This window comes from Arthrobacter sp. B10-11 (genome assembly GCF_033142195.1).
GTDB lineage: Bacteria > Actinomycetota > Actinomycetes > Actinomycetales > Micrococcaceae > Arthrobacter > Arthrobacter oryzae_C.
This window is the reverse complement of record NZ_JAWMTH010000003.1, coordinates 585,657-609,535: the sequence shown is the minus strand read 5'-3', so window position 1 is coordinate 609,535 and position 23,879 is coordinate 585,657. Positions and strand designations below refer to the sequence as shown.

The 23,879-nt window shown below is 63.8% G+C and carries 27 protein-coding genes; 10 read left to right on the top strand and 17 right to left on the bottom strand.

What is annotated here, in order from left to right; genetic code table 11:
• Window positions 1-174 precede the first annotated feature (174 nt).
• From glnA (RW112_RS12705) to RW112_RS12685, 5 genes are all read left to right on the top strand, one after another.
• On the top strand, window positions 175-1,515 hold the full coding sequence (gene glnA, locus RW112_RS12705) for a type I glutamate--ammonia ligase (protein WP_305940527.1): 1,341 nt from the start codon (window positions 175-177) through the stop codon (window positions 1,513-1,515).
• A gap of 9 nt (window positions 1,516-1,524) precedes the next feature.
• Window positions 1,525-4,536: a bifunctional [glutamine synthetase] adenylyltransferase/[glutamine synthetase]-adenylyl-L-tyrosine phosphorylase gene (locus RW112_RS12700; RefSeq protein WP_317782109.1), complete on the top strand. Its 3,012-nt coding sequence runs from the start codon at window positions 1,525-1,527 to the stop codon at window positions 4,534-4,536.
• A gap of 73 nt (window positions 4,537-4,609) precedes the next feature.
• Window positions 4,610-5,029 carry a VOC family protein gene (locus RW112_RS12695; RefSeq protein ID WP_317782108.1) on the top strand — a complete coding sequence of 140 codons (420 nt, stop codon included), beginning with the start codon at window positions 4,610-4,612 and terminating at the stop codon, window positions 5,027-5,029.
• A 69-nt stretch (window positions 5,030-5,098) separates the two neighbouring features.
• On the top strand, window positions 5,099-5,614 hold the full coding sequence (locus RW112_RS12690; RefSeq protein ID WP_317782107.1) for a GNAT family N-acetyltransferase: 516 nt from the start codon (window positions 5,099-5,101) through the stop codon (window positions 5,612-5,614).
• A gap of 471 nt (window positions 5,615-6,085) precedes the next feature.
• On the top strand, window positions 6,086-7,873 hold the full coding sequence (locus RW112_RS12685; RefSeq protein ID WP_317782106.1) for an S-layer homology domain-containing protein: 1,788 nt from the start codon (window positions 6,086-6,088) through the stop codon (window positions 7,871-7,873).
• A gap of 282 nt (window positions 7,874-8,155) precedes the next feature.
• Here the strand turns inward: RW112_RS12685 and RW112_RS12680 are convergent, their stop codons facing one another.
• Window positions 8,156-8,512 (bottom strand): hypothetical protein, encoded by a 357-nt coding sequence (locus tag RW112_RS12680; protein WP_317782104.1) that lies wholly within the window; start codon window positions 8,510-8,512, stop codon window positions 8,156-8,158.
• Window positions 8,513-8,657: 145 nt separating this feature from the next.
• Between RW112_RS12680 and RW112_RS12675 the strand changes: the two genes are divergently transcribed.
• Window positions 8,658-9,023 (top strand): DUF6953 family protein, encoded by a 366-nt coding sequence (locus RW112_RS12675; protein ID WP_317782102.1) that lies wholly within the window; start codon window positions 8,658-8,660, stop codon window positions 9,021-9,023.
• Window positions 9,024-9,319: 296 nt separating this feature from the next.
• Here the strand turns inward: RW112_RS12675 and RW112_RS12670 are convergent, their stop codons facing one another.
• From RW112_RS12670 to RW112_RS12620, 11 genes are all read right to left on the bottom strand, one after another.
• A complete protein-coding gene (locus tag RW112_RS12670) occupies window positions 9,320-9,496 on the bottom strand; it encodes a hypothetical protein (protein WP_317782100.1) in 177 nt (58 codons plus the stop codon).
• A gap of 260 nt (window positions 9,497-9,756) precedes the next feature.
• Window positions 9,757-10,104 (bottom strand): terminase, encoded by a 348-nt coding sequence (locus tag RW112_RS12665; protein ID WP_317782098.1) that lies wholly within the window; start codon window positions 10,102-10,104, stop codon window positions 9,757-9,759.
• A 321-nt stretch (window positions 10,105-10,425) separates the two neighbouring features.
• On the bottom strand, window positions 10,426-11,205 hold the full coding sequence (locus RW112_RS12660; protein ID WP_317782097.1) for a hypothetical protein: 780 nt from the start codon (window positions 11,203-11,205) through the stop codon (window positions 10,426-10,428).
• Window positions 11,206-11,230: 25 nt separating this feature from the next.
• Complete coding sequence (locus RW112_RS12655; protein ID WP_317782095.1) at window positions 11,231-11,392, bottom strand: hypothetical protein; 162 nt, start codon at window positions 11,390-11,392, stop codon at window positions 11,231-11,233.
• Window positions 11,389-11,610 (bottom strand): hypothetical protein, encoded by a 222-nt coding sequence (locus RW112_RS12650; RefSeq protein WP_317782093.1) that lies wholly within the window; start codon window positions 11,608-11,610, stop codon window positions 11,389-11,391. The genes RW112_RS12655 and RW112_RS12650 overlap by 4 nt, the downstream gene beginning before the upstream one ends.
• Window positions 11,611-12,474: a tail fiber domain-containing protein gene (locus tag RW112_RS12645; protein ID WP_317782091.1), complete on the bottom strand. Its 864-nt coding sequence runs from the start codon at window positions 12,472-12,474 to the stop codon at window positions 11,611-11,613.
• A 26-nt stretch (window positions 12,475-12,500) separates the two neighbouring features.
• The gene (locus RW112_RS12640; RefSeq protein WP_317782089.1) at window positions 12,501-12,926 is read right to left on the bottom strand and encodes a hypothetical protein; all 426 of its coding nucleotides are present in this window, start codon (window positions 12,924-12,926) and stop codon (window positions 12,501-12,503) included.
• Between the two features lie 229 nt (window positions 12,927-13,155).
• Window positions 13,156-14,175, bottom strand: a complete 1,020-nt coding sequence (locus RW112_RS12635) for an AAA family ATPase (RefSeq protein WP_317782087.1) — start codon at window positions 14,173-14,175, stop codon at window positions 13,156-13,158.
• Window positions 14,176-14,276: 101 nt separating this feature from the next.
• On the bottom strand, window positions 14,277-14,627 hold the full coding sequence (locus RW112_RS12630; RefSeq protein ID WP_317782086.1) for a hypothetical protein: 351 nt from the start codon (window positions 14,625-14,627) through the stop codon (window positions 14,277-14,279).
• Window positions 14,628-14,640: 13 nt separating this feature from the next.
• Entirely contained in the window at window positions 14,641-14,865 is a 225-nt protein-coding gene (locus tag RW112_RS12625) for a hypothetical protein (RefSeq protein WP_317782084.1), read from the bottom strand.
• Window positions 14,865-15,062, bottom strand: a complete 198-nt coding sequence (locus RW112_RS12620) for a helix-turn-helix domain-containing protein (protein ID WP_317782082.1) — start codon at window positions 15,060-15,062, stop codon at window positions 14,865-14,867. The genes RW112_RS12625 and RW112_RS12620 overlap by 1 nt, the downstream gene beginning before the upstream one ends.
• Before the next feature lie 105 nt (window positions 15,063-15,167).
• Here RW112_RS12620 and RW112_RS12615 point away from each other — a divergent pair, with 105 nt between their 5' ends.
• Together RW112_RS12615 and RW112_RS12610 are read left to right on the top strand one after the other, a co-directional pair.
• Window positions 15,168-15,776: a helix-turn-helix transcriptional regulator gene (locus RW112_RS12615; RefSeq protein WP_317782080.1), complete on the top strand. Its 609-nt coding sequence runs from the start codon at window positions 15,168-15,170 to the stop codon at window positions 15,774-15,776.
• A gap of 166 nt (window positions 15,777-15,942) precedes the next feature.
• Window positions 15,943-16,821, top strand: coding sequence for a tyrosine-type recombinase/integrase (locus RW112_RS12610; protein WP_411709898.1), 879 nt, complete (start codon window positions 15,943-15,945; stop codon window positions 16,819-16,821).
• Window positions 16,822-16,937: 116 nt separating this feature from the next.
• Here the strand turns inward: RW112_RS12610 and glnA (RW112_RS12605) are convergent, their stop codons facing one another.
• Window positions 16,938-18,362: a type I glutamate--ammonia ligase gene (glnA, locus tag RW112_RS12605; RefSeq protein ID WP_305940532.1), complete on the bottom strand. Its 1,425-nt coding sequence runs from the start codon at window positions 18,360-18,362 to the stop codon at window positions 16,938-16,940.
• A gap of 282 nt (window positions 18,363-18,644) precedes the next feature.
• Between glnA (RW112_RS12605) and RW112_RS12600 the strand changes: the two genes are divergently transcribed.
• Entirely contained in the window at window positions 18,645-19,082 is a 438-nt protein-coding gene (locus tag RW112_RS12600) for an RDD family protein (protein WP_317782078.1), read from the top strand.
• A 24-nt stretch (window positions 19,083-19,106) separates the two neighbouring features.
• Here RW112_RS12600 and RW112_RS12595 read toward each other — a convergent pair whose 3' ends face one another.
• The 4 genes from RW112_RS12595 to lipB form a co-directional block, all read right to left on the bottom strand.
• Entirely contained in the window at window positions 19,107-19,469 is a 363-nt protein-coding gene (locus RW112_RS12595; RefSeq protein ID WP_411709897.1) for a DUF3817 domain-containing protein, read from the bottom strand.
• Window positions 19,470-19,613: 144 nt separating this feature from the next.
• The gene (locus tag RW112_RS12590; protein ID WP_317782077.1) at window positions 19,614-20,378 is read right to left on the bottom strand and encodes a DUF4191 domain-containing protein; all 765 of its coding nucleotides are present in this window, start codon (window positions 20,376-20,378) and stop codon (window positions 19,614-19,616) included.
• A gap of 89 nt (window positions 20,379-20,467) precedes the next feature.
• Window positions 20,468-21,475 carry a lipoyl synthase gene (gene lipA, locus RW112_RS12585; RefSeq protein WP_317782076.1) on the bottom strand — a complete coding sequence of 336 codons (1,008 nt, stop codon included), beginning with the start codon at window positions 21,473-21,475 and terminating at the stop codon, window positions 20,468-20,470.
• On the bottom strand, window positions 21,472-22,149 hold the full coding sequence (gene lipB / locus RW112_RS12580) for a lipoyl(octanoyl) transferase LipB (RefSeq protein ID WP_317782197.1): 678 nt from the start codon (window positions 22,147-22,149) through the stop codon (window positions 21,472-21,474). Before lipB ends, lipA begins: the two co-directional genes overlap by 4 nt.
• 104 nt (window positions 22,150-22,253) lie before the next feature.
• Here lipB and RW112_RS12575 point away from each other — a divergent pair, with 104 nt between their 5' ends.
• The gene (locus tag RW112_RS12575) at window positions 22,254-23,879 is read left to right on the top strand and encodes a protein kinase domain-containing protein (RefSeq protein WP_317782074.1); all 1,626 of its coding nucleotides are present in this window, start codon (window positions 22,254-22,256) and stop codon (window positions 23,877-23,879) included.

Here is a 23,879-nt window from a genome sequence, read left to right as displayed (position 1 = left end):
ACGGAGCCCCCTGCCCGGCGTCATGGGCAGGCATACATGTTAACGGTGTGTTACGCGGACCTCCGGCTCCAACATTCAGCGGGAATGCTTAGTAAAGTGAATCTTGAGCTGCCGCCGGCCGCAAAAAATACGGACCCGGGGCATCAAAAACGTTGATCCGGAGAAGAGGCCATCATGGACCGCCAGCAAGAGTTTGTCCTGCGGACGATCGAAGAACGCGACGTACGGTTCGTGCGTCTGTGGTTCACGGATGTCGTGGGTTCACTCAAGTCGGTTGCGCTTGCCCCTGCCGAGGTCGAGGGTGCTTTCGAAGAGGGCCTGGGCTTCGACGGCTCCGCGATCGAGGGGCTGGCCCGCGTGTTCGAATCCGACATGCTGGCACAGCCGGACCCCTCCACGTTCCAGATCCTGCCGTGGCGCGGGGAAACCGAACAGACCTCCCGCATGTACTGCGACATCCTGACCCCCGACGGCGAGCCCTCCGCGGCGGATCCGCGCAACGTCCTCAAGCGCACCCTGGCGAAGGCCGCGGACATGGGCTTTACCTGCTACACGCATCCCGAGATCGAGTTCTACCTGCTGAAGTCCCAGGAGCCCGGCCCGGACGGTTCACCCGTCCCCGTGGACGAGGGCGGCTACTTCGACCACGTCCCGGGCGGCGTCGCGCAGGACTTCCGGCGCACCGCCGTCACCATGCTCGAATCCGTGGGAATTTCCGTCGAGTTCAGCCACCACGAAGCCGGCCCCGGCCAGAACGAGATCGATCTCCGTTACGCGGACGCCCTGCAGACTGCGGACAACATCATGACGTTCCGCACGGTCATCAAGGAAGTCGCCCTCCAGCAGGGCACCTACGCCACCTTCATGCCCAAACCGTTCACCGCCCACCCGGGATCGGGCATGCACACGCACTTCTCGCTGTTCGAAGGCGACACCAACGCCTTTTACGAAGCCGGGGCGGAATTCCAGCTGTCAAAGACCGCCAAGCAGTTCATCGCTGGCATCCTTAAGCACGCCCCCGAGTTCACCGCCGTGACCAACCAGTTCGTGAACTCGTACAAGCGGCTCTGGGGCGGCGGCGAAGCGCCCAGCTACCTGAGCTGGGGACACAACAACCGCTCCGCGCTGGTGCGCGTTCCGCTGTACAAGCCGGGTAAGGGCCAGTCCGCCCGCATCGAGTACCGCGGCATCGACTCCGCGGCCAACCCCTACCTGGCCTACGCCGTCCTGCTCGGCGCCGGGCTTAAGGGCATCGAAGAGGGCTATGACATTCCTGCCGCCGCCGAGGACGACATCTGGTCGCTGAGCTCGGCCGAACGCCGTGCCATGGGCCACGATCCGCTGCCCGCCAGCCTGCACGATGCGATCAGGGCCATGGAGGAATCCGAACTCATGCCGCAGATCCTCGGCGAGCAGGTCTTCGAGTACTTCCTGCGGAACAAGCGCGCCGAATGGCAGGACTACCGTCTCCAGGTGACGCCCTACGAGCTGCAGCGCAACCTCGGCATCCTGTAGGCGGCTCCGGTGAGCCTTGCCCGTCGCTTGATCTCCGCCGGTTTCAATGACCTGGAAAAGGGGGAGCGGTTCCTCGCTGCCCGGGAGCTGGAGGGGATCGACCAGAAGGCCCTCTTCGCAGGCTTCCACCTGGCCGCCAATCCCGACACCGCGTTGCAGTCGCTGGTTCGCCTGATCGAAAAGCACCCCGACCTTCGGAAACTTGCCGCCGCGGACATTGACACGAGCGAGCCGCTCTACCGGGTCCTGGGGGCCTCGGAAGCCCTGGGCGAATTCCTGATCCGCCACCCGGAGCACCTGGACGCGTTCGATGTCGTGGCGAGCCCGGAGCCCGTGGCGGCAGACGCGGGCGAACTGAGGTCGCGGCTGCTGCGGTCCGTGCAGGCTGACCCGAAGGCCCGCAGACCTGTGGCCGGGCTGTCCGGGGCCGAGGCCTATGTGGCGCTTCGCACCGCGTACCGCCGGGGTGTGGTGGACCTGGCGGTCAAGGACCTGTGCGCCGCCGACCCCCTGGATTTCATGCCCGCTGCCGGTGCCGAGCTGGCGGACCTTGCGGGCGCAGCCATCGAGGCTGCCTTGGCGGTGTCCAGGGCTGAAGCCGGCGAACAGTTCGACCAGGCGGAAATCGCCGACGTCGGCCTGGCCGTTATCGGGATGGGGAAATGCGGTGCCCGCGAACTTAACTACATCTCCGACGTCGACGTCATCTACGTCATTGAAGCGGACGGCCTGGACGACGCCCGTGCAAACACCATCGGGACCGCCCTTGCCACGGGGATCTCCCGGGCCATCATGTCCATCGGCCGGGAACCCGGCCTATGGGAGGTGGATGCCAACCTCCGGCCCGAGGGAAAGTCGGGACCGCTGGTGCGGACGCTGGCCTCGCACCAGAGCTACTACGCCCGCTGGGCTGAAAGCTGGGAATTCCAGGCCCTCCTGAAAGCGCGCACCATCGCCGGCGACGCCGAGCTGGGCGCCCGCTACGAGGCCGCCGTCCTGCCGCTCATTTGGGGTTCGGCGAACCGGGAAGGATTCGTGGAATCCGTGCAGGCAATGCGCCGCCGGGTCACGGACAACATTCCCGCGGACGAGGAACAGCGCCAGATCAAACTGGGCCGCGGCGGCCTGCGGGACGTCGAGTTCACCGTGCAATTGCTGCAGCTGGTGCACGGAAAGGCCGACGAGTCCCTCCGTCACCGGGACACCACCTCGGCCATCGCCGCGCTCTCCGCCGGGGGCTACATCGGGCGCACGGACGCCGCCGAATTCGACCACGCCTACCGTTACCTTCGCCTGCTGGAACACCGGATCCAGCTCTTCCAGCTGCGTCGTACCCATCTGATGCCGGTGCGGGAAGAGGCCCTGCGTGCCCTCGCCAAGGCCGTGCTGGGCCCGTTCGCGCGTGAACGCCCGCACCCCGATGCCCTCCTTGCTGCCTGGCAGAAGACCAAACGCTCCGTCCGCGAACTGCACGAGCGCATTTTCTACCGGCCGCTGCTGAACACCGCCGCCAAGCTGAGCAGCGAAGACGCGCGGCTGACGCCGGAGGCGGCCCAGGGCCGCCTGGCCGCCCTGGGGTACCTGGATCCGCGGGGTGCCATGCGCCATATCGAGGCGCTCACCGCCGGAGTCAGCCGGCGCGCCGCGCTGCAGCGCCAGCTGCTGCCCATCCTGCTGGGGTGGCTGGCCGACGGAGTCGATCCCGACGCCGGGCTGCTGGGTTTCCGCCGCGTCAGTGAGGCGCTGGGAACCACGCACTGGTACCTGGGCATGCTGCGGGATTCGACCGCAGCCGCCGAACGGCTGTGCCATGTACTTTCCAACTCGCGCCTGATCGCCGACCTGCTTGAGGTGTCTCCGGAATCGGTGGCGTGGCTGGGGACCGACAAGGACCTGGTACCGCTGGGATTCGAGGCCCAGTGGCTGGAAATCACCTCAAAAATGTCACGGCACGAGGACCCGGAAAGTGCCATGCGGCTCATCCGGCTGATCCGGCGCCGGGAGATCCTCAGGATCGCCATCGCGGACAGCGCCGGACTCCTGGACCAGGACCAGGTGGGCGCTGCCCTCGCGGACACGGACCGTGCAGCCGTACTGGGCGCACTCCGGGTCGCCGAAGGAATCGTCGCTGCGTCCGGTCCGCTGAAGACCAGGGTCCTGGTGGTGGCCATGGGACGGCAGGGCGGGCGTGAAATCGGCTACGGCTCGGATGCGGACGTCATGTATGTGCACCGCGGCCTGCCGGGGGTTCCCGAGGAAGAGGCGCAGAACCAGGCAGCCCAGATCGTGGGCCACATTTCGAACCTGCTGACCCAGCCGCTGAAGCCGGCCATCCTGGCCGAGCGGGTGCTGATGGTGGACGCCGACCTGCGGCCGGAAGGCAAGAGCGGCGCCATGGTCCGTTCCCTGGATTCCTACGCCGAGTACTACAGGCGTTGGTCCCTGGTCTGGGAAGCCCAGGCGTTGCTTCGGGCGCTGCCCGTCGCAGGGGATGACGACCTTGCCGCCGATTTCGTCGAGCTGATCGACCCCCTTCGCTATCCTTCGGAGCTGTCGGACAAGGACGTGCGGGAAATCCGCAGGGTCAAGGCCAGGGTTGAAGCAGAGCGGCTGCCCCGTGGCGCAGATCCCGCACGGCACCTTAAACTGGGCCGCGGCGGCCTGAGCGACGTCGAATGGCTCGTTCAGCTGCTGCAGCTGCAGCACGCGGGCAAGCATCCGGAGCTGCGGACCACGTCAACCGTTCCGGCCCTGGAAGCCGCTGCCTCCCTGGGCCTGCTGGGGCAGGATGAGGCGGAGCTCCTGCTCAGCGCCTGGCGGCTGGCCAGCCGCATCAGGTCGGCCAACGTCATCTGGACAGGCCGGGCGTCCGACCTCCTGCCGTCTTCACGCAGGGACCTGGAAGCCGTGGCCCGCTGGTGCGGCTACAAACCAGGCAACGCGGCAGCCCTCGAAGAAGATTACCTGCGGCTCAGCAGGCGCGCCCGCGCGGTGTTCGAACGCGTTTTTTACGGCCAGTAACCCGGTCCGAGGCATGCTGCGCAGATTCACCCGGGGGCTGACACGCAGCGGGGCCCGATGCTAGTTTGAGCGCATGGCCTCCCAACTCTTTCTGAACCTACCCGTCAAGGACCTCAACAGGTCGGTCGAGTTTTTCACCGCGCTCGGCTTTTCCTTCAACCCGGATTTCACCGACGAGAATGCCACCTGCATGATCATTAATGACGGCGCGTACGTCATGCTGCTGGTGGAAAGCTACTTCAAAACGTTTATCTCCAAGGGCATAGCGGACACGGGCAACGCGGCCGAGGCCATCGTTGCCTTCTCCGTGGACAGCCGGGAAGCCGTGGACGAAGCGGTCCGCAAGGCCCTGGCTGCAGGCGGCGCTCCCGCGCAGGAAGTCCAGGACTACGGCTTCATGTACAACCACAGCTTCCAGGACCCGGACGGCCACCTGTGGGAAGTCTTCTGGATGGACCCGGCCGGACCGCCGGCCGATGCGCAGGCCCCCTAGATGGAACGCGACGCCGGCTGTCACCGAGAGGTGACGGCCGGCGTCGTGGTTTGTGGGTAGGCTCAATCCATGCCTGATTCCGTGTGGCTCATTGCCCTGAAGAGCCTTGATGATGACGCACGGGCCATCAAGCTCGGCGAGGTTGCGGATTTGGAACTTGCCGAAGGCCAGCAGGATTTCGCCGGCGATCCGCTGCGCATGATGCTCGTGGCGCTTGAAGAGGATTCACGCGTCCCCTATGTGGTGGACTCGGGAGGAAAAGTAGTTGGCGTGCTGACACTGCAGCGCGACGCGGCTTCCCTGGCCGGCTGGGCTGACGACGGCTCGGTGTGGCTGCTGCGGGGCTTCCTCATCGACCGCACGCACCAAGGCCGGGGCCTGGGCACCCAGGCCGCTGCTGCTGCCGTCCGCGAGGCGGCGAAACTGACGGCCCGGCTGGGCGGGGGAGAGGCCGGCGTCGTACTTTCCGTCAACGAACGCAATCCAGCAGGCATTGCCGCCTACCGGAGGGCGGGTTTCACGGACCGCGGGCAGTACCTGGGCGGGGATGCCGGCCCGCAGCGGACGATGTACCGCTCCTTCTAGGCCCGGACCCGCCGCCGGCTGCGGAACAGGGCGCCGCTCCAGGCGGTTGGACGGCTGTGCCCTTTGGGGTTGCTGTGACTGGAGTGACAGATGTATCTTTAGTGCATCCTGAGTGCATCTGTGATAACGGGGGGCCGGTGAATGTCACACGCGATACAAGGCGGAGCGACGCCTCTTACCGACCCGTCCGCGCGGACTGAACCGCACCGCTGTGTCAGGGCCTCAGTGACACACAGCCTGCCCGGCACTATCTGCGCCGGCAGCGCTTCACTTCTTCCCAAGATCCGGTTCGCCAAGATGCGGGGCGCCGGCACCTAGCCTCCAAGGGTCCGTGAATCCGGCCTGCTTCGGCGGGCCGGCGATGCCAGATCGATTCCGGGATTTCGGCAACGGCACGGACGGCACCGGAAGTGGGAACCCCCTGCAGGGCGGTCTCCCAGGTCTCTCCAGCCCTTCATCACGAAAGCCGCCATGCCTCTCCTTCAGCGATCCGCTGCCCTTTTCGCCGCGTTGTTTCTCTCGTCAGCCGCGCTGGCCTACCAGCCGGCTTCACCCGCCATGGCCGCCACGGCTCCTGCGCCCGACACCATCCCTGTGGAGCAGGTGGACGGTACCCCCCACGCGGCCCACGCTTCGGAGGCGGGCGTAGCCCAACTCCCGAAGGGCCAGGAATTCGCCACCGAATCCCTCACTAGGACCGGCGATATCAAGGTGGCCCTGGTGACGGTGCAACTGGCGGACAAGAGCAGCACGGAGACCAGCGCCATTTCCCTGGAGGCGGCCAAGAACGGAATTACGGCTTCCAGCAACTACTGGAAGGCGATGTCCAACAACAGGCTGTCCATGTCGGTGGCCTCCGTTCGGACGGGTTTCAAATCCTCGGCAACGTCAAGCCAGGACTACTACACCATCACCAACACCGTCACCCGCGAACTGGGCTGGGTCAGCAGCCCGTACACCGCCCTGGTCATCTTCATACCGGTTCCCACCCTCTCCTGGGGCGCCCTGGGCTTCGGGGCCAGCAGCGATGGCACGAGCGGACGTATCCTGATGCCCCAGCCCAGCAAGTTCACCAACAACGTGGTCGCGCACGAGTTCGGGCATGTTCTGGGCCTTATGCACGCCGACAGCCTGCAATGCGGCAGCGGCATCGCCGACGTCGGCCCCGCCATCACGGGGGGATTCGCGGACTCGTCCTGCAGCATCCGTGAATACGGCGACACCACCGACCTGATGGGCGCCGCGCAGTACAGCATTCCGGCGATCAGTTCGAGCTTCTGGGACCGCGGGGGATTCGGCCGCGGCGACGAGATCTTCAATGCCGGGCTGGCCTCAGGTACCAAGCAGTACACCCTGAAAGCCTGGGCAGGAAGCGATGCCAACCGTGCGGTCAAATTCACCGACCCGAAGAGCAAAGAGGTCTACTACCTGGAGTTGCGCCTGCCCGTAGGCTACGACACGTCCACGGCCGTCAACGGCAACCGGGGCGTGAAGATCGTCCAGTCAGGAGGCGCCACCGCCGCCAGTTCGCTGATACTGATGCCCTCCACCCTCCCTTTCAGCGGCTACTACGCCTCGAACCAGACCTGGCAGGCCGGCCAGACCTTCACCACCTACACGGGGACGAGGGTGACTGTCGACTACGTCACCAGCACCGCAGCGGGGGTCACTGTCAGCACGTCCCCGTTCATCGACTCCTATCAGTCCGCATTCTTCAACGAGATCGACTGGATGTATTACAGCGGACTGTCCACCGGGTGGGCGGACGGCACCTACCGGCCGTTTACAACGATGTCCCGTGAGGCCATGGCCGCATTCCTGTACCGGCTTGCGGGCAGCCCCCTCTACACTCCGCCGGCCGTGTCACCGTTCAGCGATGTCCCGACCTGGCACGGTTTCTATCATCAGATTTCCTGGATGAACTCCACCGGCCTGTCCACGGGCTGGGCGGACGGCACGTACCGGCCGTATGAGTCGATCACGCGGGAAGCGATGTCAGCCTTCCTCAACAGGTACTCGGGGAAGCTCTGCCGGATAGCCGCCGCAGACGTCGCCGCACCGGCGGTCTCTCCATTCATCGACATGACACCCGCGAGCGGCTTTTACCGGGAGATTTCGTGGATGAAATCCGCTGGTATCTCCACGGGCTGGGCCGACGGTACCTACCGGCCCGCCAACTCCGTGACCCGCGAGCAGATGGCAGCGTTCATCTACCGCCTGGACAGCTACCATGCAGCCAATGGCGGCTGCGTGGCCTGATCCCGCGCGGCGCGGAAGGGCTGTTCCGCACCACAAAAAAGTCCGCATGTGCTGCCGGGGCAGCACATGCGGACTTTTTAGTGGACTAAGCGCAGCTCAGTCGCGGGGTCTGACTAGACGCCGTAGTAGAGCTCGAACTAAACAGGCGTGATGGGCTGGTGCTGGATGGCCTCGAATCCCGCTAGATTCCGCGGTTTTCATGGTTGGTCTTGATTGCCTGATTTGGGCCTGTTGCGGACCTCTTGCGGACTTTCTGCGGACTGAGGGCTGTCAACCGCTCGGCTACTCGGGCAGGAATCCCGGTAGGCGCCTCCCCCACCTGACGGCGCGGAGCTCCGGCGGGCAACGGCGATACTCGATGATGTCCCACTCTGAGGCTGTGACGCGGCGAACGTTGGCAGCCGGGATCCAAGCCCACTGAGTGTGCCCGTCGTCATCGCGCCAGGACACGATGACGTGATCGTGGCCCCAACGTGAAGCTTCGCCGTAGACGTGGACGGTTCCGCCCGCGGTGAGCGGTACGCCTGCCTCAACCTTGGGCCATTCGCCGTACTCCCAGGAGTGCGCGTCTTCCGGTGCGCCCTCAAGCTTCGGCGCCAGATAGTCGTACTCGACGCCGGCGAGGGTGAATGTGGGCATGCCGTCAATATATCGTGCGGCCGTCAGCATGCGGCCTACCGCTTCCAAGTCCACCTTCACCACGGGCAAACACTAGGCTGAGGGGCTGACATGGTGGACGGGCGCGAATCGAGGCCGGCTGCGGTCAGTCAGTTACTATGCAGACATGAATGAGACTTTGGGGAAAGATGATGAAATTGTCGATGCTTCCACCGTTGCCAACTGGCTTCTGACGCAGATTGAGGCTGCTTCTCCGCGCCATGCCTACCAAAGCCAGTTGGTCGCAAAAATCCGCAAGGACTTTGGCGCAGAGTGGTCATATCAAAATGACAACGGTAATTGGGCTATCAGCAAAGAGGTGCTCAAGGAGTTCGGCAAGCTAAAGTATCCCAACCTGCAATGGCACAGCGGGTCACAGTCCTGGCAAGTAGTCAGTGATGAGGAGCTGGCACGCATTGTCGTCAGGCAGGAGCGGAGCCGCGACCTCAAGAAGGCGCGGGCTGCCGCGAAAGCTGCTCGCGCCGGGAGCTGACGCGGCGGGTCGGGCGGCGGCGTGCTCACACCCTCAATGGAGAGCATTTTATCTAGTACGCCTGTGCTGTTTCCCACTCGATACAAAAACGGCCCCGGACCTCCTAAGAGATTCGGGGCCGTTCCTGTTTGCCGCCTGGCTGTGGTGGAAGAAAGGCATTCCTTTTCTGTTTAGTGCCACGCCCATTTGTGGCGGCTGGCGCTGGCCGGATCATCGCGGAACGTAGACACCACTCCCCGGCCATACTTCGGCACTTGCATTGTTGCAGCCCGCCGTGAGCTTGACGCCATGCCTGTTTACTCGGCCAGCTCGCCCTTGAGTGGCCCGTTGCTTGCTACCGCGGCGTAGGCCTGCGCCAATGTCTCCAGGAGGGCGGCGCGGCGCTCTCCGTCCGCTGCACTGGTGATCGCTTCAAGCAATGCACCCTTGGCGGCGATGGTCAGTTTTTCGATGGTCTTGGTTTCTTCAGCCATGATGGGTTTGCCTTCCGGTTAGATGAGTCTTGCGAGGTCTTCGCTGGTGAGTCTGGGCTGTGATGCCTCGGCGCCGTGCGCGTCGAGTATTTCGTCTGTCACGTCGTTTTCGATTGCCCAAGTCAGCCGGGCGTCCCACCAGTGTTCCCAGCGGTGGTGATCGGAAGTCCCCGGCCACTCGCCTATGTTGAACTGAGCGAGTTTGGCAGGCAGGGCCAGGACGTTGCCGGCGGCGTCTAGCTGCGGCTTAGGGCGGCGCCTCACCGGATGCTCGAAACTGCGCGGACTCCGACGCGCTGCTGCGGCGTGCGGGCGGGGGCGGCCTCGTCCTCTTCAATAGGGATCCGGAGAGAAGCAACGAGTTTCGCCAGGGTCACGCGCTGCTGCCGGGCCTCCACAAGCGCCGGGTGAGCCCTCACGCCTTGCGGGCTGACATTGGTCACGCCTTCCTCCCTAACGATCCTTTCCAGCTCGTCCAGGGCGTCCACAGTGCGTGAAGCTTCCAATAAAATGCTCAATTCGTGCTCTCCAAGCTCATAATCTGAGGTCACGGAGCGCCACAGCTTGCGGCCGCCGGCCTTCAAACCTGACGGCGTTTTGTGTTCCATGGTGCCTTTCCTTTCAAAGCGTTGTTACGGATAATCCGTGGAATCTAGGGGAAGTTGCGAGGGTCAGCGCTGCGGGGGTCGTAGATGACCTGGCGGCCTGACAGCGGCCGTGTACGCCTATCTGGTGGCCTTTAGACAGGCCGATGCATCCAGCGGCGCGTGTATGTACCGCTACTGCCGGAGGGTGCGAAGGGAGGGGGGAGGGGGGGGCCGGTGCCCTGGGTGCCTGTCGTGGTGCCGTCATCCTGTCGCTCCTTTCTGGCTGTGGGGGGTGCGCTGCGGGCTAGCCTTGGTGACCGGCCCGCAGCGGTTTAGCGGTGCTTAGCCGTTGATGCTGTGTGTGCGGCGGTATTCCCTGAGGAATGCGCCGTCGTTGTGGTCCTGGCGTTCCTGCAAGGCGGCGGAGTAACCTGTGCTGCGTTCCTTGGCTGTGGTGCGGGTGGCAAGGTCGATGGTGCCGCCGGCCCTCACGATGTCCCACGGTGCAGCGGCGCGGCCTACCTTCTCAAAGGTGGCGAGGTCCAGGTCTGCGATGCGCAGCGAGGGGGCGAGGCTGGAGCTGGTGAATCCGGTGAGGTCCGCGAGGGAGAACCAAGCCTGACTGCATTCCCTGACGGTCTGGGCGCTGACCTTTGCTGCGGCCCATGCCATCGCTGCATCCGGGCCAAGGCCTAGAATCCGCTCACTTTCGCTGAGGTCCAGGTCCCCGATAACTTCGTGGGAGCTGGCGAGGATCTCGCCTGCGGTGTCGGTCTTGTCTTTGAGGATGGCAAGCACGGCGTCTGCGTGCTCAGTGAGTGCCGCGGCGATGCGCCGGGCGCCTGCTTGGCTTAGTCCGTAGCTCAGCGACCCGCCGGTGTTGCCGCCGAGAATCTGGGCTGTGATGATCCTGATGACATTGCTGTCTTCGAGCATGTCACCGCCTGACAGGACGGCGTCCGCTGCGGCGTCGTAGAGCTTTTCACTTGACGGTATCGGCAGTGAGTTGCCTGCGGTGGCGAGGGTGTCGAGGTTGGCGATGGCTTGGGCGACGGGTTTGGGGAACGCGGCGTCGATTTTCTTGAACGTGCTGCGGATCTGGGAGATTTGAGCGCTTGTCATGGTGATGCCTTTCGGTGGTGTGGGTTTAGTCTTCGGAGCTGCGGGCGAAGAGTTCGCGGGCGAAGGTGCGGGCGGCAGATTCGGTGTCCTTGTCCGGTGCCGGCGGAGTGGTGGGAGTGGCTAGGGTGATGCGTTCCTCTTCCGGGTTTGCGAAGAGTTTGCGGAGGAACTCGCTCTGATCGCTCATGCCTTGGGCTCGCGGAGTTCGGCGATGAGGTCGGCCAGCTCGTTCGCGAGCCTGAGTGCTTCGGCCAGGGGCAGCACGCCGTGAATCTGGCCTGAGCTGCGGAGCACGATCGCGGGCTGCTCCACTTCTTCCGGTGTGAACTGGACTGCGGGCCGGGCGGTGAGGCTGGCGGCCTGCTTCACATTGCCGGCGTATCGTTCGGATTTTGCGGTGAACACTTAGACGCTTCCTTTCATGCTCATAAGGTTTTTGAGTCGGGCGATTTCTTCGCCCTGTTCCTTGATGATCTGCTCGTGCCGTTGGAGTACGGGCAGCAGCGCGACGGCCAGGAGGTCATAGCGGACGCCGTCGATTTCGCCTTGAAACTTGGTCACGATTTCCGGGACGTGCTGGGCTACTTCCTCAGCGATCAGTCCGAACTCGCCCTTGGCGCCGGGGAACTCGCCATTGGTGCCGCTGGGCTTCCGGTCGTAGCGGACGGGGCGGAGGTTCAACACGGCCTCCGGGGCCAGCGTGGCGTCTGTGACGTTCTCCTTGTACTTGATGGAGGAAACGTTGCGGCCTAGGTGGAATCCGCCGTCATTGCCTACCCATAGGGCGTAGAACTCCGTGCCGGCGACGTTGTTGGTCCAGCCGTATTCTGAGCCGTCAGCGTCGAGCGCGTGGGCTGCTTCTTCGGCGTTCACGGCGTCGGTTGCGTTGGCTACGGCGGAGGTCACGAGAGATGCGAAGTCTGCCGGCTTGCCCGCCACTAGATCCCACGTGACGGCCTGGGCTCCGAGCTGTACCCATGTTGCGCCTACGAGAACTTCGACGCCGTATTCTCCGGGGGCTGACTCGAGCGGCCCGAACCTGGCGACGGGCGTTGTACCGTCGGGGCCGTAGACGATGAACACGCCGTCATCGTCCATTGCTACGCCTTTGGTGCCGTCCAGGCGGAGGGAGTTCACAAACCCCTGCACGTCGATCCCACCCTTGCGCGGCAGGATGCCCATGGGGCCGAACGGATTTGCTGCGCGGTCTTGCTGCATCTGGCGCTTGATATCGGCCAGCTCCCTACCGATCCAATCCTCGCCCTTCATTCCTGGCATTCCTGGCTGTGGCATGTCTATTTCTCCGTTTCGGTGATGTCGGTGGCGGGCTCGTCGCCCGGTTCGTAGATGGCGAGGCGGCTCTCGGCCTCAAGCGCTCGATTCATCCAAACTCGTGAGGTCTGGTGCGCTTCCTTTGCTTTGGCCATGTACTGCTCTACAAGCCACTGCAGCTCGTGCTTGGCGAACTGCTTGGTGAAGACGGTGGGCTTGTAGTCCTGGGGCGGGGCTGATGCCGGACCTACTGCGTCGGCAACCGGGACGCCCTCTTCCTGAAGGTCCCGTAACCAGAAGTTCGCCATTTTGCAGGCGTCATCTTCAGAGCCGTAACCGCCATCCAGAATGATCGCAATGTCATAGCTTCCGAGTAGTGGATTCCAGACTGCGTGAACCTCGGGCTTGCTTGGCCCTGACTCCCAAACGGTGATTGTTGGAGTGGTCAATTTATGGTCCTTTCGGTCTTCCTGACCCACTGGCCCCGTTCCTGTCCCCCCTATAGGGAGGGGGACAATGGAACAGGTGGGCAAATTTGGGTGTTCCCGGGTGTTCCCGAGGGTGTGGAACAGGTTTGTTCCTTTGTTTGGCGGGGATTTTCGGTGGGTGTTCCCGATGGGCCCGGGTTGGGTGGAACAGGTGTCTGAGGTTGACCTGTTCCCGTCGGTGGGGAACAGTTCAGGAGGCAAGATGCAGTCCTTCCTGAAACCCGGTCTTCCGCCTGCGGAGCGCTTCAGATAGCGTCTCGGTCCTTGCGGATTCACCCACGGCCTTGAGTGCTTCAACTGCTTTGGCGCGGCCCGCTGAGGGGTCCAATCCCGCCTCGGCCAGGATCTCCATAACCCGTACGATCTTCGCGTCATAGGCGGCCTTGCGACCGGCGCCGTCTACTCTGTGATGCAGGTAAGGCGACGTGACCCGGTGGAGAACTAGAGTCTTCTCACCGACGGGCATGCGGTTCATCTCGCAATCAAGCCGGTATGTCGTGTCCTTGGTGACTTGGGAGAGCCGCCACACTGCATCCACGTCGCCGCCCTTGGCCGAACCGCCACGCTGGCCCTTGGTTTCGTCCTTGCCGGAGTGGTCGAGTCGGATAAGGGAGACGCCCTGTTGTTTGATCTTGTAGCCGGTGTGCCGGTAAAAGCGCAGCCAGGTGTTGTTCTCGTTCTCTTCGCCCTCGATGGCCCGTGAGATGGTGTCGATAACCGCTACTTCGCATTTGTAGGCGTCGATGGCGGCCATCAAGTCAAGGGCGCCTTGCTCGGTGTCGAGTGATCCCATGTTCGGGAATGACAGGTAGCAGAGGTTTTCCAGCTCGGTCGGCCCGTAGCCCATGGCCTTGAGTCGCTTCACAACGTCCTCTTTCGGGTCGTTCTCAAAGTCGACGTAAAGCGTCCGGTATTTCCTTGTCGGCGTCACTCCGAGCACTGGCTTGCGTGCGGCGATGGCAGCGGCCATCTCAAGCATCAAGAGGCTCTTGCCGGTCTTGGGCGGGCTGTACAAGGCGACCATTCGCCTTGCCGGGAGGATGGGCTCTACAATCCATTCCTGTTCGCTCTCGTCGTCCCACAGCTTCGCCCAATCGAGGGTTGGGAACACCCTGCGAACGGCGGCGTCATTAACTTCGGCCTGCGTGGCATCCTCTTCCGCTCGCCCCGTCCAGTAGTCCTCCGGCGGCTGGGCGTAGTCTTCATTCACTCAATGGCCTCGAATTCTCGGAGATACGTCGGGTCGTTGGCGGCGAGCCAGCCCAGGAACTCCCATCGCTGATACGTGGCTACGCTGATCATGTGGCCGGCCTACTCTGCCTCTGCCCTGGCTGCCTGTGTGACCTGAAGCAGCGCGGCGGCTAGGTCCGTGGCCTCAGTTGGCGTCAGGCCTGCGTAATGCGGGGGCTCGTGGTCAGCCATCCAGATATCTACCGAGTGGCTGTCCGTGGTGGCGTCCCAGACAGGCGTGAGGATCCAGCGGCCGTTGATGATTTCCGGCCCGATCCAGCGGTGCGAGGATTTCGGCGCCAGGGTGTAGCCGGTGGGCGGCATTGGTATGGGGCTGAGCATCTCCAGCAGCTCCGACGCCGTCATGCCTAGCTTTTCGGCCATATCTCCGAGCTCTCGCACGGTGGCCGGGTACTTGGTAGTCTTGTTCACAGGGATCTCCTTCTTAGAGGTTGGATTCTTTGGCCGTGACGGACTTTGGCGAGGCGTCACGGTCTTTTTCTGTCTTCAGGGACACCTTGCACGCCTTGGCTGGCGTGATCCCCTGGGCGCGGTGCGGATTCTTCGCGGATACCGCTGCATCGTTCCGCGGGCCTTCGTGAGACATTCCGTGCCAGTAGCCCGACTCCCACGCGGCGGCTAGGTCCGCTTCCGTGTAGCGGGCGCTCACTAGGACGCCTCAGCGTCGAATGCTGCGTTTACCCAGTCAATGACGTCCTGTTCCCGGTACATCACGCGGCCACCGAGTCGAGCTGCACGCGGGCCCGTGCCGTTGTGTCGCATCCACCGAACCTGGGCCGGTGACTTCCGCAGCATGTCCGCCACTTCATCCAGGGTGAGTAGCTTCATGGCCTTTACCGTTTCCATCTCATCTCCATCACTAGTGTTGCGCACATCCTCATTTGTGAGGATATGAAGACGGTACCACAGTTTTGATGGACCGCAACTCTTTTTTGTGGAAGAGTGTTGGTCATGACAGAGAGTGAGCGGGACAGTCCGCCAGACCTTGAAAAGCGAGTAGTTGAATCGCTGATACGGCTGCGAGAAGAACGCGGCTGGTCCCAATCGGAACTAGCGCGGCAGATGGTGGAGGCTGGGTGGCCGAAATATACCCAGATGACAGTTTCCAGAACGGAAAAGGGGGAGCGCCCGATCCGTCTAGATGAGGTGGGCGCACTTGCGGACATCTTTGAGGTAGACATGCATAGGCTGTGGATGCCCCGGGAGCTCCGTTCCTACATGGACTCCGCCAGGGAAGTAGAGAAGCTGTCCGATGAGTTGTACGCGCTGATTAGAAAATATCTGAAGGCTCAGTACGTGTTGGCTGTGCACGCCGATTTTGCCGACCTTGCAGAGGACGAAATATCCTTCGTAGCCTCACAGCTTCTCGTCACTCCCGAGCGATTGGCGCGTCAAGCTCGCATGGAGGAAAGGAGTGCCAAGGAGTCCGTCAACACCTTGGTAATGGAGCCTGCCAACGAGAGGGAAGCCGCGGCCGAAGATAAGTTCTGGGCAGCCGAAAAACCGAAGTTACGCGACCTGTACGGGGGACTCTATGGCGAGCATTCAGAAGAGGCCTGATGGGCGCTGGCGGGGCCGGTACCGTGATGACGCGGGCAAAGAGCATGCCAAGCACTTCCCGCGGAAGATAGACGCTCAGCGGTGGATTGACGAGGTCACGGCCTCAGTCGTGGCCGGCACTTATGTGGATCCAAAGACCGCGCTTACCACTGTGCAGGAGTGGTCTGTGATCTGGCTGAAGGGATACGAGAACAACCGGCCCTCCACTGTGCGCCAGGCGAAGACGCATCTAAAGCGGATCAATGAGGCGTTCGGACATCGTGCGCTGAAGAGTGTGCGGCCGTCCGAGGTCAAGGCGTGGACGGCGAAGCTCAGTGACGAGGGTCTGGCGGACTCCACGATCTACGCGCTGCATTCCCGGATGGGACAGCTCTTCAGCGACGCCGTGCATGATGGCCTGTTGCCTAAGTCGCCATTGAGCCGGCGTACGGCGCCCAAGGCAGGGGAGCAGCGGCCCTACGTCGCCACGACGGAACAGGTATGGGCGTTGCATGACGCCATGCCGGACGGCCTACAGCCTGCCATCCTGCTGGCAGCGTTCGCCGGGCTCCGGGTTGCGGAAGCAGTGGCGCTAAGAGTTTCGGACGTGGACTTTATGCGCGGCATCGTCGCCCCAGCCATCCAGTATCCGGGCGTGGAACTCAAAACCAAGGAATCCAGGACGCCTATCCCCATTCCTCAGAATCTCTGCCTTGAGCTGTCCGTGAATCACACACGCTGGGGGAGCGAAACGCTCGTTACCAACGAATGGGGACGGGCGATATCGCCTCATCGGCTCGAGCACTATTTCCGGGTAGCGCGGGCCACGGTCCAGGACCTTCCGGAGGGCTTCAGGTTCCATGACCTGAGGCATTACTTCGCGTCCCTGCTGATTGCCCAAGGCCTTGACGTGAAGGTAGTTCAAAAGAGCCTCAGGCACTCATCCGCTAAGACGACACTGGACACCTACGGGCACATGTGGCCGGACAAGGAAGAGTCAGCCCGGGCGGCCGTCGCTCACGTACTGGGGGAGCGGCTGACTTTGCGGACTGCGCAGCACGGGTAAGTGAATCCAGACACAAGAAAGGCCGGCCTCAGGTGGTGACCTGAAGCCGGCCTTTTCTGTAGCCGAATTCTTGCGGACTGTGTGCGGACTATGCCCGCTCCAGCCGCGTGATCTAGCTAGACGCCGTAGTAGAGCTCGAACTCGTACGGGTTCGGGCGCAGGGACAGCGGGCGGATCTCGTTCTCGTACTTGTACTCGATCCAGGTGTCGATCAGGTCCTGGGTGAACACGCCGCCGGCCTGGAGGAACTCGTTGTCCTCAGCCAGTGCTTCCAGGGCTTCCTCGAGCGTTCCCGGAGCCTTGGGGATGTCCTTGGCTTCCTCGGCAGGGAGCTCGTAGAGGTCCTTGTCGATGGGGGCCGGCGGTTCGATGCGGTTGCGGATGCCGTCGATGCCGGCCATCAGCTGGGCAGCGAATGCCAGGTACGGGTTGGAGGAGGGGTCCGGAGCGCGGAACTCGATGCGCTTGGCCTTCGGGTTGGAACCCGTGATGGGGATGCGGATACCGGCGGAGCGGTTGCCCTGCGAGTACACCATGTTGACCGGAGCTTCGAAGCCCTTGACCAGGCGGCGGTAGGAGTTGACCGTCGGGTTGGTGAAGGCGAGCACAGCGGAGGAGTGCTTCAGCAGGCCGCCGATGTACCAGCGGGCGGTGTCGGACAGGCCGGCGTAGCCCTTTTCGTCGTAGAACAGCGGCTCGCCGCCGGTCCACAGCGACTGGTGGCAGTGCATGCCCGAGCCGTTGTCACCGAAGACGGGCTTCGGCATGAAGGTCACGGACTTGCCCCAGGCGTCAGCCGTGTTCTTGATGACGTACTTGAACTTCTGCAGGTCGTCAGCGGCGTGGGTCAGCGTGGTGAACTTGTAGTTGATCTCAGCCTGGCCGGCGGAGCCGACTTCGTGGTGGCTGCGCTCGACCTCAAGGCCGGCCTCGTCCAGGGCGACACACATGGCGTCACGCAGGTCGGCCTGCTTGTCGGTGGGGGAGACCGGGAAGTAACCGCCCTTGACGGGGGTCTTGTAGCCCAGGTTTCCGCCTTCTTCTTCGCGGCCGGTGTTCCAGTGTGCTTCTTCGGAGTCAATCTTGTAGAAGCTGCCCTGCGGGGAGGACTGGTACTGGACGTTGTCGAACACGAAGAATTCGGCCTCGGGGGCGAAGAACGCGGTGTCGGCGATGCCGGTGGAAGCGAGGTAGGCCTCAGCCTTCTCGGCTACGCCGCGGGGGTCGCGGTGGTAAGGGTCACCGGTGCGGGGGTTCACGATGGAGAAGTTCAGCGCGAGGGTCTTTTCCATGCGGAACGTGTCCAGGAACGCCGTGGTGACATCCGGGATGAGCTGCATGTCGGACTCGGCGATGCCCTGGAAACCGCGGATGGACGAACCGTCGAAGAGCTGGCCGTTGATGAAGAAGTCTGCATCAACGCTCTTGGCCGGCACGTTGAAGTGCTGCTGCACGCCGGGAAGGTCGGTGAAGCGGATATCGACGAATTTAATATCTTCGTCCTTGATGAACTTGAGGACTTCGTCCGCAGTCTTGAACATCTATGCTCCTTACGCATAAGTAATAACTGGCTGGAAAGCCATGTGGTCCAGCGCAATCCGACGGTGCGAAAACACAAAAGTGTCCCCGCTCCCAGCTCGCTAGCAACTGTTACCACCCTAGGGACACGGGATTTCCCGTCCGTGTCCGCTATGTTTCCGGCAGGTTACGTAACCGCCTGATATGTAAACGCTATACGGTGTCCACACTGTGGTCCATCCGCATCCATACTGTGAACGTCGCCGCGGGAACCGCGGGAGCCGCGCAGCGGATAGGCTTAAGCCGTGGTTGATCGTAAAGACATCGGTTCCTGGCTCAGCGGGCCGGACACGTCCGGCATTTCCAAATACCCGGGCGAGCGTCTCGGCCTGCCCGAGGCGGGCCCCGGTTCCATGGCGCGGGCGGGCCGGCGGATCCTTGCCATCTGCGTCGACTGGGGACTCGCGCTCCTGATCAGCAACTATGCCTTCGGCGGAGACCCCTGGGCGACGCTGGCGGTATTTGCAGCGGAGCAGATCCTGCTCATCGCCACCCTCGGCTACAGTGTTGGCCACCGCCTCCTGGGAATCCATGTGGTCCGCCTGGGTGGCGCCCCGGCTGGCCCGCTGGCTGCCCTGGTCCGCACCCTGCTGCTGTGCCTGGTGATCCCGGCCGTCATCTTTGATCCGGATCACCGCGGCCTGCACGACAAGGCGATGAACACCATCCTTATCCGCAGGTAACAGGGGCCGCGGGAAGAACCCGGCCTAGACTCCTGAGTTCTGGTGCTCCAAGGGCGTGCGCTGCGCAGTTGGCGCCGGCGTCAGGTAGCCGCGGTTGCCTGCCCAGCGTTCGAACAGGACCGTGGCGAAGGGGAATACGGCGGAGATGCCTGCGAAGAACGCCACCCGGAAGGGCCACCGCTGCAGCCGCCACAGGGCCAGTGCCGCTAGGCCGTAGCCGATGAACAACGCCCCGTGAATCGGGCCGGCAATCTCCACGCCCACCTCCGATGTCCTTGCCACCCATTTGAAGTACATTCCGGTCAGGAGAGCGGCCCAGCTGAAGGCTTCGGCAACGGCGAGGACGCGGAAGAGGCGGATGACGGCGGATTTCGAGGGCAGTTTCACGGTTCTCCGATTTCTCACAATGGCTGTGCTCATGGCGGTGCTGATGGCAGTGCTTACGGCGGCGGGGCGGTCCGGACAGATGGCCCAAAGCAAACGCCCCGGTTGCCGGCCAGGTGGCCGGTGTCCGGGGCGTTGACTGTGCTGTTAGCGGCCGCGCGCTGCTTTGCGGTCCGGCCGGGCCTTGTAGGGATCGATTCCCTTGGGGATGGGGAGGCGGTTACCCAGCGAGGAAATGCGCTTCGACACAGCATTCACCTCAAGCTTGGTGAGTTCCTTGTCCAGCTTGTTCATCTTCTTGGCGACCTGGCTGATGGGAACCTGGCCCTCGCCGCGGCCGCTCTCGATCCAGTGAACCGTAACGTTGGGCAGGATACGCGCCAGGCGCTTGCGTTCCGCGTCGACGAGGGGCCGGACACGGTGCGTGGGGCCTTCACTGACAAGCACGACGCCGGGACGGCCGATGGCGCGGAATACGGCGTCCTGGGTGCGCGGGTTGACGGCAACCGGCTGGTCCTCGGTGATCCATCCACGCTTCAGCGTGCCCAGGACGGCGCCCGAGGCACCGGGCTGGTTCTCGATCTGGGCGAAGGCGGCGCGCTCAGCGCGGCGCGAAAGGATGAGGGTGGCGGCCAGCAGGCCGAGGGGAATGCCGATAATCAGGCCCGTGATCCAGTTTTCGAGGAGAAAACCCACCAGGAAGCTGACAGCTACGACTCCCAGGAACGCAAGCAGCATCATCCAGACCACCATGGGGTCGTGGCGGCGCGTCATCTGGAAGACTTCGTTGATCTGCTTCAGCCTGCTGGGCTTCTTGACCTTGGCTTCCTTCGGCTTGCGAGAGAAGAGGCCACGCTTCGGAGCGTCAGAGGCTGCCGGAGTCGGTTTGCTGGAATCAGGGGAATTCGCCATAGTGCCTTAATTCTACGTGATTTATGCCTGAGGGCCGGACGCCGGAATGCTCCGGTGCCGGCCCTCAGGCATATTTGTTACGAAAGGTCCTAATGCTGTGCTGCGATGAGGGAGCTGGCTTCCTGGCGGGTGCTGCCGGAGGACTCGATGTGGGCGAGTTCGGCCGGGATTTCCCAGCCCTTCTTGCGCATCGCGGTGGCCCAGAGCCGGCCGGCACGGTAGGAGGAACGCACCAGCGGGCCGGACATGACGCCGAGGAAGCCGATTTCCTCGGCCTCGGTGGCGAGGTCCACGAATTCCTGCGGCTTGACCCAGCGGTCCACCGGCAGGTGCCGTTCGGACGGGCGCAGGTACTGGGTGATGGTGATCAGGTCGCAGCCGGCCTGGTGCAGGTCGCGCAGGGCCTCGGAGATTTCCTCGCGGGTCTCGCCCATGCCCAGGATCAGGTTGGACTTGGTGACCATGCCCAGGTTCCGGCCCTGCGTGATGACATCCAGGGACCGCTCGTACCGGAACGCCGGGCGGATGCGCTTGAAGATCCGCGGCACGGTCTCGACGTTGTGCGCGAAGACCTCGGGTTTGGAGTCGCAGATCGCGGCGATGTGCTCGGGTTTGCCGGAGAAGTCCGGGATCAGCAGTTCGACGCCGGTGCCCGGGTTCAGTTCGTGGATCTTCCGGACGGTTTCGGCGTAGAGCCAGACACCTTCATCGGCCAGGTCGTCGCGGGCCACGCCGGTGACGGTGGCGTAGCGCAGCTGCATGGCCTGGACCGAGCGGGCCACCTTGGTGGGTTCGAACATGTCCACCGGGGAGGGTTTGCCGGTATCGATCTGGCAGAAATCACAGCGCCGGGTGCATTCGGAGCCGCCGATCAGGAACGTGGCTTCCTTGTCTTCCCAGCACTCGAAGATGTTCGGGCAGCCGGCCTCCTCACACACGGTGTGGAGGCCTTCCTTCTTGACCAGGTTCTTGAGCTGGACGAACTCCGGGCCCATCTGGACCTTGGCCTTGATCCACTCCGGCTTACGCTCCACCGGTGTGGCCGCGTTGCGCTGCTCGATACGCAGCATCTTCCGGCCTTCTGGTGCCAGTGTCACAGTAGAGCTCCTTCGGGGTTTGAAACGAGTGCTTCTTCGTGCTTGCGGAATTCCTCGACGACCCGGTCCGCGATGTCGGCGGGTGTGATGGTCCTGCCGGCCTCGATGGACATCGTGGTGACGCCTGCGTCCGTGATGCCGCAGGCAATAATCTGGGCATAAGGTCCAAGGTCATTGCTGCAATTAATGGCGATGCCGTGCATGGTGACCCCGTCCAGGACCCGGATGCCGATCGCGGCGATCTTGCGGTCCGGTCCGTTGCTGTCAGCCTTGATCCAGACGCCGGCGCGTCCCTTGATCCGCTCAGCATTGATGCCGTAATCCGCCATGACCGCGATCATGACGGCTTCGAGCCGTTCAACGTAATCGCGGATACCGGACCGGTTCTTCAGTTTGAGGACGGGATAGGCAATCAGCTGGCCCGGCCCGTGCCAGGTCAGCTTGCCGCCGCGGTCCACGGCCACGACGGGGGTTCCGTCGAACGGCCGTTCGTGGTCTTCTGTGAGCTTGCCGGCCGTATAAACGGCGGCATGCTCAAGGAGCAGGACTGTGCTGGGTGCCTCAGCTGCGACGACTTTGTCATGGAGTTCGCGCTGGATCTCCCAGCCCTTCATGTAATCAACGAAATCCGGAGCAAGACCCAGCGTGGAAAACTCAAGAGTCATGGCATCCAGCTTAGACCCCGTCCGCCGTCGTGCCTGATTCTGTGCTTAACCTCTCACTGCGGTGCCTGTGGATAACTTCTGCGGAAATTTGCCGATTCCGCTATTCCTTGGGTATGGAAAAAATCGGATACAACGGCGGGGCCCCGGAGGTTCCCGGCTATGAGGTGGGGCGTGAACTGGGCCGCGGGGGAAGCGCCAGTGTTTGGCTGGTTCTTGAGGAGCCCACCCTCCGGGAGTTTGCGCTGAAGTGCTTTGACCCGGTGGAGAACCTTCCGCCGTCGGGGTCCGACGCCGGTGTTCCTGCCCGGGTGCGCGGGGACACCGAACGCGCCGTGCGCCGCGAAGTGGGGATCCTCTCGGCGCTGGATCACGACCACTTGGTGAAGGCGCACGATGTGGTCAGGCTCCGCGGAGCAGCGGGCGGCGGCCTCGGGGTGGTCATGGACTATGCGGCCGGCGGATCCCTGGCCCAGCTGATCGGCTGCAGGGGGTCGTTGAGCGTGGGCGAAACGGTGACCGTCCTGACGCCCGTCGCCCAGGTTTTGGGCTATCTGCACGGCAAGGGGTTCATGCATTCGGATGTGTCGCCGGGCAACGTGCTGTTCACCGCGCACGGCAAGCCCCTGTTGGCGGACTTGGGCGTCTCGCGCATGGTGGGCGATGCAGCGGATGCTTCGCCGGCGGGCACCGAAGGCTTTATGGACCCGGCACCTGTCGACGCGCTGCGGGCAGGGCTCCAGCCTGAGCGTGATGTCTATTCGGCGGCTGCCATCGGGTGGTACTGCCTGACCGGGAAGGCGCCCGGCCGCGGCCCGGACCGTCCGCCGTTGTCACTGCTGGTTCCGGGCGTGCCTGCTGCCCTCGCCGCGGCGTTGGAGGCGGGCCTGAAAGAGGACCGGCGGGAGCGGCCCTCCGCCCTGGAGTTCGCAGCGGCTGTTTACCGCAGTGCGGACGCAGCCCCGCTGGACCTGTCCGGTGCGGTGCACCCCACGGTGCTTCCCCAGCTGCTGACGCGCCGCAACGTTCCGCCGTCACGAAACGCCCGAAAGGCGGCCAAGCTGGCGGCGAAGGTCCGTGCCTGGCGCCGCCGCCTGGGCAGCCCGGGAGGTCTGGGCCGGCGGGTCCGCCGTACTCCAGGGCGGCACGCAGGGCGCAACCGCCGGTGGATTGGTGCCGCGGTTGCGGCCCTCGCCTGCGCGGGGATCGCCTCGGCCTGGTTCCTGGCGGGGCGGGAGCCGGACATCCGGAAAGAGCCTGCGTCCGGGTCAGTTTCTGCGCCATCGGTACCGGTGACGGACGTCCTTTCGGGACCCGCCATGTCTGTTCCGGCCGAGGTCCGGGAACTGGCGCTCTCTCCAGAGCCCGAAGAGGCTGTGCGTGGACTGGCAGGGATACGGTCCGCTGCGCTGAGCTCAGGTGAACTCGAGCTGCTTGACGAGGTCAATCTGGAGAACTCCCCGGCCGCTGACGCCGACGCCAGGATCAGCGGAAGGCTTAGGGAAACCGGCCATGTTCTGGCAGGCTTCGGCACCACCCTTACGCATGCGGAGGCAGAGCCGGGAGGTTCGGATGCACGGACTGTGGTGGCAATCACCGCAGGCACCTCGGCCTACCGGGAGACGGACGCCGGCGGCAACGTCGTTGCGGTGGAGCCGGCCGGTCCGGAGCAGCGGCTGCGTCTGGTCCTGGTCAGTTCCGGCGGGCGCTGGCGGATCCAGGAGATCCTGCCGGCGGCCTAG

Excerpts from the sequence above, each read along its gene's own strand:
- RW112_RS12615 (WP_317782080.1), top strand. The coding sequence starts at position 15,168 with ATGACAGAGAGTGAGCGGGACAGTCCGCCAGACCTTGAAAAGCGAGTA.
- RW112_RS12665 (WP_317782098.1), bottom strand. The coding sequence starts at position 10,104 with ATGGAACACAAAACGCCGTCAGGTTTGAAGGCCGGCGGCCGCAAGCTG.
- RW112_RS12685 (WP_317782106.1), top strand. The coding sequence starts at position 6,086 with ATGCCTCTCCTTCAGCGATCCGCTGCCCTTTTCGCCGCGTTGTTTCTC.
- RW112_RS12695 (WP_317782108.1), top strand. The coding sequence starts at position 4,610 with ATGGCCTCCCAACTCTTTCTGAACCTACCCGTCAAGGACCTCAACAGG.
- RW112_RS12680 (WP_317782104.1), bottom strand. The coding sequence starts at position 8,512 with ATGCCCACATTCACCCTCGCCGGCGTCGAGTACGACTATCTGGCGCCG.
- RW112_RS12655 (WP_317782095.1), bottom strand. The coding sequence starts at position 11,392 with ATGAGCGATCAGAGCGAGTTCCTCCGCAAACTCTTCGCAAACCCGGAA.
- glnA (WP_305940527.1), top strand. The coding sequence starts at position 175 with ATGGACCGCCAGCAAGAGTTTGTCCTGCGGACGATCGAAGAACGCGAC.
- RW112_RS12675 (WP_317782102.1), top strand. The coding sequence starts at position 8,658 with ATGAATGAGACTTTGGGGAAAGATGATGAAATTGTCGATGCTTCCACC.
- RW112_RS12645 (WP_317782091.1), bottom strand. The coding sequence starts at position 12,474 with ATGAAGGGCGAGGATTGGATCGGTAGGGAGCTGGCCGATATCAAGCGC.
- RW112_RS12620 (WP_317782082.1), bottom strand. The coding sequence starts at position 15,062 with ATGGAAACGGTAAAGGCCATGAAGCTACTCACCCTGGATGAAGTGGCG.
- RW112_RS12590 (WP_317782077.1), bottom strand. The coding sequence starts at position 20,378 with ATGGCGAATTCCCCTGATTCCAGCAAACCGACTCCGGCAGCCTCTGAC.
- RW112_RS12575 (WP_317782074.1), top strand. The coding sequence starts at position 22,254 with ATGGAAAAAATCGGATACAACGGCGGGGCCCCGGAGGTTCCCGGCTAT.
- glnA (WP_305940532.1), bottom strand. The coding sequence starts at position 18,362 with ATGTTCAAGACTGCGGACGAAGTCCTCAAGTTCATCAAGGACGAAGAT.
- RW112_RS12690 (WP_317782107.1), top strand. The coding sequence starts at position 5,099 with ATGCCTGATTCCGTGTGGCTCATTGCCCTGAAGAGCCTTGATGATGAC.
- RW112_RS12670 (WP_317782100.1), bottom strand. The coding sequence starts at position 9,496 with ATGGCTGAAGAAACCAAGACCATCGAAAAACTGACCATCGCCGCCAAG.
- RW112_RS12660 (WP_317782097.1), bottom strand. The coding sequence starts at position 11,205 with ATGACAAGCGCTCAAATCTCCCAGATCCGCAGCACGTTCAAGAAAATC.